Source organism: Sporomusa acidovorans, assembly GCF_900101845.1.
Classification (GTDB): Bacteria; Bacillota; Negativicutes; order Sporomusales; family Sporomusaceae; genus Sporomusa; species Sporomusa acidovorans.
On the sequence record NZ_FNAM01000083.1, the window covers coordinates 1 to 12,659 of the forward strand.

Here is a 12,659-nt window from a genome sequence, read left to right on the forward strand (position 1 = left end):
TAGGTCTGTCCCTGATAGAGTATTTGCGATCCGGATAGTAATTGCCGATTTATGGGATTCTCCGCCAAAGCAGCTATTTTATTCAGGCGATTGCTCAGCCATTTGCTTTTTGCCGTAAAGATTTGTTCTAGCTCAGGCTTAGTCAAATTGCCTGGGGCGACAATTTCTACAGTAGCAGAGGGAAGTACCCGTAACTGAATGGTTTTCCGGCGTTTGTCCAACCGTAGTGTATACGAAACGCTTTGACCGTTAATGATAAATGTAGGCATTTATTTCAATCCTTCCTGGTGCATGCTCATATAAAGAGATTTTGACTGTTTATATAAAAAGTTTTTAGTCAAGATATATATTGGGCAGCAACTCATATTCTCCTTTAATTGCAAAAAGAAAAAATATATAGAAAAACCTACTTGACAATAAAATGTCTAAATGGTATCATAACAAATGTCCGATACGGGACATAAACAAAATAAATGCCCGGGTGGCGGAACTGGCAGACGCGGCGGACTCAAAATCCGCAGTCGGCAACGGCGTGGGGGTTCAAGTCCCTTCCCGGGCACCACTTGACTAATGAACTTGCCAAACTACTGGCCTGTATGATTTTTATATCATATAGGCTTTTTAATTTTCATATTCAACGCGAGAATAGCATAAAATAATAATTGTAATTTTTTTACATTATTTCATAAAAATAGCAGGAAAACCACCTTGTGGTAGCGAATATAATCGCAACAACAAAATCGTAGAGGTGGTTTTATGACGGAGTTACTGAGTATTAAGGATATCTCACAGGAGTTGGGAATTCCTCAAAGCACTTTGCGGTATTATCGTGATTTATTTATTGAGTATTTACCAGCTACCGGCGAAGGGAAAAAGAAACGTTTTTATCCTGAAGCGGTAGAAGTTTTCCAAGCTATTGCCAAGGGTATGCACCAAAATAAAAGTTCCGACGATATTGTTAATGATCTTAATAAACGATTTACCCGCTTTATCGAAATCGATGAATCGCAGGATGGTAGTGCAACATATTCGCAAATAGGTGAAAATGGCCAATTGCAAGCGTTATCGCCAGTAGAACAGCTTGACGGTTCTGCGATAATGGCTGTTATTGCATCGCAAAACCAAGCTCTTCAGCAAATTGCCGCCACCATAAACGTTGTTAATGAACAACAGGAGGAACTTTACAATCTAAAGCAAGAAGTAGCTAAGCTTGAGGAGAGGTTAGAAACGGAATTAACTGACCATTTTCAGCTAGTAGATACTCGGCTGCGGCAGGTTATGGAAGAAAGAGAAAATAGTAAACCGAAATCATTTTGGCAGCGTTTATTTGCCTGATATTGTGAAATATTTGATTATAATGAGCAGTGCGCATAGGAATTAACCTAGCCCACTGCTTTTTTTATTAGATAAATATTGGTAAAAAATGTAAATTTAAAATATGAAATTACAAATAATGGTAATTGTTAAAAATACATAACTAAATATGGCTGAAGATTATAGTGAATATTATTTTGGAAATAAATAACATGTCGAAAAAGGCAACTCTGGAAAAAGTAGGCAACGAAAGGGCTTCTTGAGTGTCTTGGTTTAATTCGACAAGTATTATTTAAAAAATGTCGGTTTTTTACGAAAAGTAATTATTCAAATTTAGCAGGAATTACAATATTTTACAAGAATGTTTAACAGCACAAGATGTAAGATGGTCACTAGGGAGGCGATCGACAATGTCTGCAGCTGAGGCGCTTAACAGTAAAATAGTGTATTTACATCGAGATGAGGACTATCAAGATGCCATTGACACTTCCACAGGAATTATTTTTCTGGATAACGAGCTCAGGGTGAAAAACCTGAATCGCGAAGCTGAGAAAATCTGCGGGGTGGAACGGGCTAGGTCGATTGGCAGAAGAGTGGATGATGTATTTAAGCAGCATGGTGATAAATTTTTGCAAGCATTTTATCTTGAAGAATACGAAGATTTAAATACCGTTAATCTAAAACTTAAAGTACAGGACCAGTTTAGCTATGTCCATATAGATACGCTTAAGCTTCGGGGCAATGCAGGACAAGCCAATGGATTGATTGTTATAATTCAAGATCTATCGGCAGTTCGGGCTGCTATAAAACAGATACAAGTGACGCAGATGCTGATGTCTCTGGGAGAGCTGGCAGCAGGGGTAGCACATCACGTCAGGACTCCGCTTACGACTATCAGTGGTTATTTGCAGGTAATGTTAGGTCGTTTGGAAGATGACCGGTATACGGTGGGCAAGGATGTACTGGAAATGCTGCTTGATGAAGTATCTTCGATCAATCGGGTCGTAAAGGAACTTGTTTTATTTGCCAAACCGCCCGTCAATAAAGAAAATAATATTGATATAAACCGTACAATAGAAGAAGCCTTGTTGCTAACTTTTAAACAGCTTGGCGGGGAAAAAATTGACATCGATAAACAACTGGCTTCTAATTTACCAGTGCTTAGTGTTGACAGTAATTTAATCAAACAAGCCATTGTTAATGTGATGCAAAATGCGATGGAAGCAATGCCGGGAGAAGGCGTGCTGTCAGTAAGAACTTGGATTAACTCTGAATTAAGTATGCTGGTTATCGCTATTAGTGATACCGGCCTAGGCGTATCTCCGGAAATTCTCCCCAAGATATTTGAGCCATTTTATACAACTAAGCTTGAACATATGGGGCTGGGTCTGCCGATAGCCCATCGAATTATTGGTGAACACGGCGGTTTTATCAATATTAATCCTGACAATCCCATTGGCTCAGGTGCTTGTATTCATATTTATCTGCCGATAATTGATGAGCGGCATCGGCATTTACGGGTAGTTCACCAGCAAATACTTAATCTTCAATAAGGAGCATAGAAAAATACTGAAAATATTGCGCAAAGGGGTAATATCCTGGCTGCTATTCTTCATATTATGTTATTGTTACAAAAATAATGTGAAGAAGGGATGCACGTGTTACTCCGGTTTATTTTATGGTTCTATGTGTTGATATGTTTAGCCGGTTTTAGTGGCTATGTCACTAAAGCGGCAGCAATAGCTGGGCCAAGTATTACCGTGAATTTGCCCAGTCGAACAATTGAATTATTTGTGGATGATACCTTATTAAAAGAGTTTCCAATAGCCATTGGTAAACCTTCTACCCCTACGCCGCTTGGCAAATATTCCGTTTTAGTTAAAGAAATAAATCCCGACTGGTATCCGCCGGATCAACCGGGAAGAATGGTGCCGTCAGGACCGGACAACCCGCTGGGTTATCGCTGGCTGGGTATTTATAACAATTATGGAATCCACGGTACCAACGCACCGGATTCAATTGGCAGTGCCGTTTCCAACGGTTGTATCCGTATGTATGAAGCTGATGTGGAAGAACTTTTTGATTTGGTAAATTACGGGACACCGGTAAAAATAACCTACGACCGTATAAAAGTTCGCACTAATGCCAGGGGGCAAGTGGTGCTGTCCGTGTATCCGGATATATACGGGTATGGCAGCATTGACGTACAAGATATTCGCAATAAATTGAATGGATACCACTTAAACGGTCTGGTTAATGATGAAATGTTGCGAAAAATGATTGACAACCCTAGCGATGATCAGTTTGTTATTGCCAAGCAGTTCAAAATTAAAGTAAGTGGTAAGCTAACCAGCGTCAGGGGGTTGGTGTTGGAAGATGTTCCGTATGTTCCGGCCTATGCGACTGCCGAATTATTTAACCGGCAAATTAACTGGGATGAAAAAAACAAAACCGTTCAATATGCTGCCAACAAGGTGCCTGGCATTGTAATCAGTGATGTAGTTTATATAACGGTAAATAATCTGCGGGCATTATTTGGTTGTGAGCCAAGCTGGAATGCCGGAGAAAGCACGCTGGTTTTTGCAAGAACGGGTGTCTTTTTAAATGGTAAGGCAATCAACATTGAACTTAATAAGGTAGAAGGAATGTTAGCCATGCCCGCAATTCCGCTAGCTAAGGCTTTGGGGCGTAAAGTTAGCTGGGATCAGGATAAGCAAATCCTAACAACAACGGATAAGGAAAATAAAGTTAACATTCCCGTTTCTTTGGTAGATTCGGTCCCGTATATAAAAATTACGAATATTAATCAATATTTCGGTGTTTATGTGTATTGGAATGAAGAGGCTAAAACAATAGAACTGACATATCCATAAAGTAAGGTTATAGAAAAAAGCGAGATTGTTTAACAATCTCGCTTTTTATGTAAACAATTTGACAAAGTGCTCCCTAGCGGTAATGTTAGAAAAATTTATTGACTATTATATAGTACATAAGGTTAAACAATAATAAAAAAAATAAAGGAAGGGATTTTAATCTCAATAGCCAATACAAATAGATTGGACAATACTGGCATATAAGGTGGTGGGCTTATGTCCCAAAAATTTGTGATTATTGATGGTAGTAGCTTAGTACACCGTGCATTTCACGCTTTGCCTATGCTACGTACGGCAGATGGATTGTATACAAACGCAGTGTATGGCTTTACTACTATGCTTGTTAAGCTCTTAACAGAATATAAACCCGACTTGGTAGCCGTGGCTTTTGATAAAAGCCGGATTACTTTTCGAACAGAAGCCTACCAGCAATATAAAGGGAACCGCCAGGCTACCCCTGGTGAGCTGTCTGAACAATTTCCTTTGGTGCGTGAACTGCTGCAGGCTTTTGGCATAACTACTCTGGAAGAACAAGGGTATGAAGCCGATGATATTATTGGTACTTTATCAGAAAAGGCTGCTAAAACAGGGTACGAGGTTTTTATTGTAACCGGTGATCGCGACGCGTTGCAGCTTATCGGGCCGGTGACCAAAGTGCTGCTTACCAGAAAAGGCATATCCGAAATGGAAGTAATTGATGTACCTGCACTTAAAGAAAAATATGGCTTGACTCCCGTCCAGATGATTGATATGAAAGGGTTAATGGGAGACACCTCCGATAATATTCCGGGCGTTCCAGGCATTGGTGAAAAAACCGCTCTGAAGTTATTGGCTGAATTTGGCTCTTTGGAAAATGTCTTAGAGAATACGGATAAAATTTCGGGGAAAAAGCTGCAGGAAAACATCCGGCAATATACGGAGCAGGCCATATTATCCAAAAGTTTGGCGACAATTGTGCGGGATATGAATATTGATTTTACGCCGGAAATATACGGCATTACGCCGGAGAAGTCTAAAGTCAGAGAATTGTTTGTTAAATTTGAGTTTAAAAGCCTGATCACTAGGGTGGATGCACTTTTCCCGGAAAATGGGGAACAAGAAACCCGAAGTGAAAATATAACAGTTATCGAATGCTTTCCGCCGGTTATACCTGCCAACCGTTCAGAAGTAACCGCTATTTATGAGGAAGCAAAGAGATTGGGGAAAATTAGTTGCTACCCTCTCGCTAGTGGTCATTCGCCGTTAGCAGAACTAGTGGGGCTGGCGATTACCTGTGCCGACAAAACCTATTTTATAGCTGCCGATTCTGAAGGCTGGGATGGTATCTTTGATTTATTGACAGATCAGCATATAAGTTTAGCTACGTATGATGCTAAGAAACTGTATCACATTTGCCATACACGGGGGGCGGTATTACAAGCTCGCATATTTGATATTCTAATAGCGGCATACTTGCTTGAACCAACGGCGGCAACATATCCTTTGGATTTTTTGGCGAAAAAGTACCTGGGAGAGACTAGGCTTTTGCCTACCGATGACAAACATATGAAGGAAAAACCGGAATTTGCCTGCTGGGCCAGTAAGGTCGTGGGGCAATTGCAGGCCGTTATTGTTTCAGAATTGGCTGATGCGGGTCTGGATAAGTTGTTTGAGCAAATTGAGCTGCCACTTGTCGAAACATTAGCGGCTATGGAGGTTACCGGCATTCAGGTTGACAGAAAGTGCCTTAAGGAGATGGCAGTCCGGATTGCCGCTAAAATAGACCAGCTTATTCATGAGATTTATTTGCTTGCCGGTGAAAATTTTAATGTGAATTCTACAAAACAACTGGGTGTTATTCTTTTCGAAAAATTGAAACTTCCTATCATTAAAAAAACAAAAACAGGTTACTCTACAGACGCGGAGGTATTGGAAAAACTGGCAGGACAGCATCCGCTAATCGACAAACTTTTAGAATACCGGATGCTGACAAAACTGAAATCAACTTATCTCGACGGGCTGGAAGTATTGATTCATCCCCAAACAGGCCGAATCCATACTAGTTTTAACCAAATGGTTACTGCTACCGGCAGGCTAAGCAGTTCTGAGCCTAATTTGCAAAATATCCCTGTCCGTTCGGAAATGGGAAGAAAAATCAGGGAATTATTTGTTCCTGGTGAAGGCTATCAATATCTGATGTCTGCCGATTATTCACAGATTGAATTGCGTATACTGGCTCATATGGCGGGAGATGCCAGTTTGCTGGAGGCGTTCCGGCATAATCAGGATATACACACGCGAACGGCGTCAGAGGTATTCGGGGTAGCCATGTCAGCGGTTACTCCGGAACTGCGTTCCAGAGCCAAAGCCGTTAATTTTGGAATTGTTTATGGCATTAGTGACTATGGTCTGTCGCGGGATATTGGCGTTAGCCGGAAGGAAGCTGCTCACTATATTGACAGTTATTTTGCCAAATACCAGGGCGTAAGGCGATATATTGACGATGTTGTTGCCGGTGCTCATCGGGATGGCTATGTAACAACTTTATTTGGACGTCGCCGTCAATTACCTGATATTAATAGCAGTAATTTTAATCAGCGTTCATTTGCCGAGCGGACGGCTATGAATACGCCGATTCAGGGAGCGGCAGCTGATATTATTAAAATTGCTATGAATAGAGTTTATAGTGAACTTACAAGTAAGGGGCTTAAAAGCCGGTTGCTTTTACAAGTGCATGATGAATTAGTGCTGGAAGTGACGGCAGGAGAGCTTGATCAGGTGGCCGAGCTGGTAAAACAAGCAATGGAGCAGGCTGTAGAACTTACCGTGCCATTATTGGCGGAAGTTAAAGTCGGGCATAATTGGGCCGAAGCAAAATAAGAGGGGGACGCGCTATGCCGGAAATGCCGGAAGTCGAAACGATTCGCCGGACATTGGTTGATAAAGTGGAAGGGCGCAAGATCATAGGTGTGGAAATTGACTTGCCCCGCCTTATAAAATGGCCGCTGGCATCTAAATTTCAGGCCGTTCTTACCAATCAAACGATTATAAAATTAAAGCGCCGCGGCAAATACTTGCTTTTTTATCTTAGCAACAACTTCGTGCTGGTTGTTCATTTACGGATGACCGGACGACTCTATTATGTTACACCAGGTAATGAAAGGGATAGATTTACTCATATTGTTTTTAATCTTGATAATGGCGATGCTTTGTTATATGCTGATACCCGTACGCTGGGAACGCTTTATCTAATGACAGAAGAAGAACTGTGGAGAATAGCCGGTTTGTCTTCTATGGGACCGGAACCTTTGTCAGAGGAATTCACTTTGCGGTATTTTTCTGATAGGTTGGAAAAAAGACAGGCTACAATAAAGTCGGTGCTGCTTAATCAGAAAATAGTTGGCGGTCTTGGCAATATTTATGTTGATGAAGCCTTAGCGCTTGCCTGTATTGATCCTGAGCGTATAGCCAGCAGCCTTAATGATCAAGAAGTAAAACACCTATATCAGGCAGTTAACCAGGTGATCGCTGATGGTATTGCTCATGGAGGCACTACATTCCGGGATTATCGCGATGGTTCCGGACGAAACGGCAATCATCAGCACTATCTTAATGTTTATGGTCGGGCCAATCAGCCGTGTCGCCGTTGCGGCGGCCTCATTGCCCGCAAGCAAGTGGCTGGCCGCGGTACGCACTACTGCCCTCATTGCCAGAAGTAGCTGAAAGGAAGTTGTCATGTTTTTAATTGGATTAACCGGTGGAATTGCTAGTGGTAAAAGCACTGTCAGTCATATGCTTAGTGAGCTGGGTGCGTATATTGTAGATGCCGATAAGCTTTCACGGGAGATTACTCAACCGGGAAAGCCAGCTTGGGAGGAAATAATAAAAAGATTTGGCTTGCGTATTACCCATGTGGACGGCAAAATTGATCGCAAACGCCTGGGGCAATTGGTTTTTGCCGACAGACAGGCGCGTGCTGACTTAGAAAAAATTACTCATCCATACATTGAAGCAGCAGCAAAAGACGCTATTGCTGCCGCTGCTGAATGTGGCTTTGCCGTGGTTGTGCTTGATGCCCCGCTTCTAATTGAAGTAGGGTGGCATACTAAGGTCGACGCCGTGTGGGTGGTTTATGTTAACGAACAAACTCAGCTTGCCAGATTGATGGCAAGAGACAAGAGCGACGAGAAGGCTGCCCGAGCTAGAATGAATGCTCAGCTTGCTTTAAAAAATAAGCTGAAGTATGCTGATGTTGTTATTGATAATAATGATGGTATCGAAAACACTAAAAAAAATGTATGTAAGGCCTGGCAGGAGATAAAAGGCATTTTTTAACAGGGGGATACATAGTTTTTACAGTGATTCTTATTACGGAGTGATTTTATTGCGTGTCTGGGCTTGGTTGAAAGTCCTGATAGTGAGTTTGTTATTTGCTGCTTTAGGAATGTATACCGTTTACACAAGTGACTGGTTTCAAAAGAAATATATATATCCGTTTTTATATCAGGAAGCTGTCTATACCTATGCGCTCGAACGCGAGCTTGATCCTTTTTTAGTGACAGGGGTTATCCGGACGGAAAGTAAATTTATTGCCGAAGCCCGTTCGCCCAAAGGAGCATTGGGGTTGATGCAGATTATGCCGGAAACAGGCAGGTGGATTGCTGAACAACTCGGCGAAAAAGAGTATATGACTGCTGATTTGACAGATCCTGATATAAACATAAGATTTGGCACATGGTATCTTGCTTCCTTAAAAAAAGAATTTTCCGGCAACGAAGTTTTGATTCTTGCTGCCTATAATGGCGGCCGCGGCAATGTACGGCAATGGATTGAACGATATGGTTGGACAAAGGATTTTAAAGATATTGAGCAAATTCCCTTCAAAGAAACCAGAGAATATGTAGAAAAGGTAATGCATAGTAAGAAGCGGTATAATGAATTGTACGGGAGATAGTTTAAAAATTGAACAAGGGTAACGAGGAGAATGTTTCACAAATGCGTAAACTGATGATTCTTTTATTGACACTGGTCATTGTCGTTATCGCAGGATGTAGCTCAAAAGAAGATCTGGTACCGCCGGATAAAAAAAAATTGACGATTCAGCAGGGCGGTCAGCTTAAATTTGGCAGTATGAATGAACCCAATACACTGAATCCCCTGCTTTCAGATCTTTTGGCGACAGCAGAAGTAGGCAAACTGATATTTAGCGGTTTAGTTGTTACCGGGGATAAAGGTCAGTGGGTTCCGGATCTGGCAGTCGACGTACCTACCACTGCCAATGGGGGGGTTTCTCCCGATGGTCGTACGGTAACTTACCATTTGCGCCAAGGGGTGACTTGGCAGGATGGTGCGCCATTTACTGCTGATGACGTTAAATTTACCTGGCAGTTTATTATGAACCGGAAAGTAAATGTTGTTTCAAGAGAAGGTTATGATCGTATTGGTTCCGTAGAGACTCCCGACAAATATACGGTTGTAATAAAGTTTCGGGATTTTTACGCGCCTTACTTGACTTTATTTGATACAATTTTGCCCAAGCATTTATTGGAAAATGAGAGTGATCTTAATAAAGCGTCCTTTAACCGGGCCCCTATTGGAACGGGTCCATTTAAATTCAAGGATTGGCAGGTTGCTGAGAGTATTGTTTTTGAAGCTAACCAAAACTATTACCGTGGGAAGCCCTATTTAAACAGTTTTGTTTATAAGATTGTCCCCGAACAAGGTCTTCTGCTCACGCAATTGAAAGCTGGCGAACTGGATGTTGTCAGCAATATTGCCTTTTCAAATTTGGAACAAGTTAAAGGGATAGACGGGGTGCGGACTGTTATTGCTCCAACGATGGTTTGGGAGCATATGGATTTTAATCTTGACAATGATCTGTTTCAAGACCCGCGAGTGCGAAAGGCTATCGATGCCGCCATTGATCGTCAGGCTATTGTTTCCAACGTGCTTAAAGGAGTTGCCAGTCCGGCTTACGGGGATCAATCGCCGCTGTCCTGGGCGTATAATCCGATGCAGCAGCCGCCAGCCGGAGATGTTAATGCCACCCGTGAGTTATTGGCACAAGCCGGTTGGAATCCCGGACCGGATGGCATTATGGTAAAAGATAAGAAAAGGCTGGCATTTACCCTCGCTGTGCCTATGGGAAATAAACAGCGGGAACAAACGGCGCAAAAGATTGCAGAACAACTTAAAGAAGTGGGTATCGCTGTTGAAGTAAGGCCTTTAGATGCGCAACTGTTTTTCAATGACGTATTAAAAAATCGTCGGTTTGAGACTGCGCTTTATGCCTGGGTTGCTGGCATAGATCCGGATAATCGCAATCTTTGGAGTTCACGAAATATCCCCGGTCGGACAAATGGGGGTGAAGGCCAGAATTATCCTGGCTGGCGTAATCCCGAAGTAGACAAACTAACCGAGCTTGGAGTACAAACGGTGGATATCACTGCTAGAAAAGATGTTTATTTTCGCATCCAGGATTTGATTAGGGAAGACTGCCCTGTTATTCCGCTTTACTTTCGAGGCAATATTGATGCTGTGAAGGATTCGGTAGCTAACTATCAGCCTGGTCCCACTCCGGCAGGTAGTTTTTGGAATGTCTGGCAATGGGGCTTTACTGCCGCGAAATAGTTATAATAAATTTAACTTCAGATGGGGGTGCCTTCATCTGAAGTTATTTCTTTTAGTTTCTTGGTGTTAAATTATCATTTTATGTTTATTGACATTGCCTTATGGTTATGATAAGATACACATTGTGTTATCGATGACAAGAAAGATAAATAATTTAAACAAGATTCCATAATATTTTTGCTTGACGAAATATCGATTTTATCATATAATATCGATTGTTGATAATTGATATGCGGCCGTGGCGGAACGGCAGACGCGCTAGCCTCAGGAGCTAGTGGGGGCAACCTCGTGGTGGTTCAAATCCACTCGGCCGCACCATTTTCGATGATTCGATAGGTCGAGGATCGATTAATCGAAAAACAATTTGTTATAAGGAATTTGCAATATCGCAAATTCCATCGAATTCGAACACACGAATATCGAGTAATCGAATACGCGGTAGTGGCGGAACGGCAGACGCACCAGCTTGAGGGGCTGGCGAGGGCAACCTCGTGATGGTTCAAATCCATTCTACCGCACCAGAATAACTAGATGACTTCTATAGTTTGTCTAGTTTTTTTATTTTAGTAGAATATAAGCTTCATTTCAACGCAATCAACGACGATCTATTGTATAAATCAAGTAATGTTTAACTATTATTAAAAAAGAAAAATTTCTTGTTAGTTTTTAAAGGGATTTTTACAAAAAATGTAGAATTTATAAATGAAAGGTAATTTGTTTAAAAAAATGTATCAAGGAGGGGAAATCTGTGAACAACAGGCAATTGGTATCAATTTGTAAAAAAATTGAAAAACTGCGTTCAAAAATGCATAATAATGCCCTTGTTTTTGGGGTGTCTCATCCGAAGGTACTTAAAGTAAGTCAATTGCTAGATAGCCAGATTAGTTTGTATATGAAATTATGTAAGAGTATATAAAGAGCCGAAAGGCTCTTTTTGCGTAGCAGTGGAAGAATGCTTTGTTTTATTAATTTGACGGCAAAAAAACTCGGAAAATATTTCGTTTTTATTAACTCGCTATATCAAGTATAATGGATACGGGTTGCAACAATTTATATAGCAAGGATGAGTACATGCAAAGGCGAATAGGGATACTGCTCTTACTAACAGTACTATTTTTGGTTCTAGGTTTCATGCCCTCGTCAGTTAAGGCGGCTGCTTATGATGATGTGCTGCAACAATTAGTTGCTGTATGGCAAAATTCACAAACCGGTCGCTTGTTTTATCAGGGGCAAAAATCTTCCCTGCAAGGAAAGATAGTGGTCATCGATCCTGGTCATGGGGGAAGTGATACCGGAGCGATTGGCCCTCGTAATGTGAGGGAGAAGGATGTTACATTGGCTATTAGCAAAGAATTGCGCAATTTGCTGGCAGGGAGCGGGGCAACCGTGATTATGACCCGCATGACTGATACGGATGTTGCCTATGCAGGAGCAAGTGACAAAGAAGAATTAGCGGCGCGCGTTGCGATTGCCAATAATGCCAATGCCGATTTGTTCGTAAGTATCCACGCTAATGCATCAGATGACGGGGCTGGTGGTACGACAACTTATGCGTATGATACGGAAACCAATCGTCTTGCTCCGTTGGTACAGACTAATCTAGTCACTCAATTAAATCTATATAACCGGGGTGTTCAGCAGGAGGACTTCTATGTCCTTAAAAATACAAACATGCCGGCGGTATTAACGGAAGTCGCTTTCATCACCGAGAGCAGAGAAGAAAGATTACTTACAAACCGTAATTTTGACAAAAAAGTGGCACTAGGAATTTACAATGGCATAAAACAATATTTTGAACGTTATTAACGTTTTAAGATGACAACTATTTTGAAATATCACTCTTGACAATCCTTGGTTAATTAT

At 41.6% G+C, this 12,659-nt stretch carries 11 protein-coding genes and 3 tRNA genes; 13 read left to right on the forward strand and 1 reads right to left on the reverse strand.

Annotated elements, in window-relative coordinates; genetic code table 11:
• Positions 1-269 (reverse strand): YgjP-like metallopeptidase domain-containing protein (locus BLR65_RS27760; RefSeq protein ID WP_143122678.1); only part of this gene is annotated, 269 nt, incomplete at its 3' end.
• Positions 270-475: 206 nt separating this feature from the next.
• Here BLR65_RS27760 and BLR65_RS27765 point away from each other — a divergent pair.
• From BLR65_RS27765 to BLR65_RS27825, 13 genes are all read left to right on the forward strand, one after another.
• Positions 476-562: transfer RNA gene (locus BLR65_RS27765), tRNA-Leu, on the forward strand.
• A 194-nt stretch (positions 563-756) separates the two neighbouring features.
• Positions 757-1,335 (forward strand): MerR family transcriptional regulator, encoded by a 579-nt coding sequence (locus BLR65_RS27770; protein ID WP_093797930.1) that lies wholly within the window; start codon positions 757-759, stop codon positions 1,333-1,335.
• A 389-nt stretch (positions 1,336-1,724) separates the two neighbouring features.
• Positions 1,725-2,867: a two-component system sensor histidine kinase NtrB gene (locus BLR65_RS27775; protein ID WP_093797932.1), complete on the forward strand. Its 1,143-nt coding sequence runs from the start codon at positions 1,725-1,727 to the stop codon at positions 2,865-2,867.
• Positions 2,868-3,002: 135 nt separating this feature from the next.
• Positions 3,003-4,187: a L,D-transpeptidase family protein gene (locus BLR65_RS27780; protein ID WP_176772824.1), complete on the forward strand. Its 1,185-nt coding sequence runs from the start codon at positions 3,003-3,005 to the stop codon at positions 4,185-4,187.
• 216 nt (positions 4,188-4,403) lie between these two features.
• Positions 4,404-7,046, forward strand: coding sequence for a DNA polymerase I (gene polA, locus BLR65_RS27785; protein ID WP_093797936.1), 2,643 nt, complete (start codon positions 4,404-4,406; stop codon positions 7,044-7,046).
• Between the two features lie 14 nt (positions 7,047-7,060).
• Complete coding sequence (gene mutM, locus BLR65_RS27790) at positions 7,061-7,885, forward strand: bifunctional DNA-formamidopyrimidine glycosylase/DNA-(apurinic or apyrimidinic site) lyase (protein ID WP_093797938.1); 825 nt, start codon at positions 7,061-7,063, stop codon at positions 7,883-7,885.
• A 16-nt stretch (positions 7,886-7,901) separates the two neighbouring features.
• Positions 7,902-8,501 (forward strand): dephospho-CoA kinase, encoded by a 600-nt coding sequence (coaE, locus tag BLR65_RS27795; RefSeq protein WP_093797940.1) that lies wholly within the window; start codon positions 7,902-7,904, stop codon positions 8,499-8,501.
• Between the two features lie 49 nt (positions 8,502-8,550).
• A complete protein-coding gene (locus BLR65_RS27800; RefSeq protein ID WP_093797948.1) occupies positions 8,551-9,120 on the forward strand; it encodes a lytic transglycosylase domain-containing protein in 570 nt (189 codons plus the stop codon).
• 41 nt (positions 9,121-9,161) lie between these two features.
• A complete protein-coding gene (locus BLR65_RS27805; protein WP_093797942.1) occupies positions 9,162-10,796 on the forward strand; it encodes a peptide ABC transporter substrate-binding protein in 1,635 nt (544 codons plus the stop codon).
• A 232-nt stretch (positions 10,797-11,028) separates the two neighbouring features.
• Positions 11,029-11,114, forward strand: a tRNA-Leu gene (locus BLR65_RS27810).
• A 117-nt stretch (positions 11,115-11,231) separates the two neighbouring features.
• Positions 11,232-11,317: transfer RNA gene (locus tag BLR65_RS27815), tRNA-Leu, on the forward strand.
• A gap of 227 nt (positions 11,318-11,544) precedes the next feature.
• Positions 11,545-11,712, forward strand: a complete 168-nt coding sequence (locus tag BLR65_RS31965) for an aspartyl-phosphate phosphatase Spo0E family protein (protein WP_093797944.1) — start codon at positions 11,545-11,547, stop codon at positions 11,710-11,712.
• Between the two features lie 155 nt (positions 11,713-11,867).
• Positions 11,868-12,602: an N-acetylmuramoyl-L-alanine amidase family protein gene (locus BLR65_RS27825; RefSeq protein WP_093797946.1), complete on the forward strand. Its 735-nt coding sequence runs from the start codon at positions 11,868-11,870 to the stop codon at positions 12,600-12,602.
• Positions 12,603-12,659: the final 57 nt, after the last annotated feature.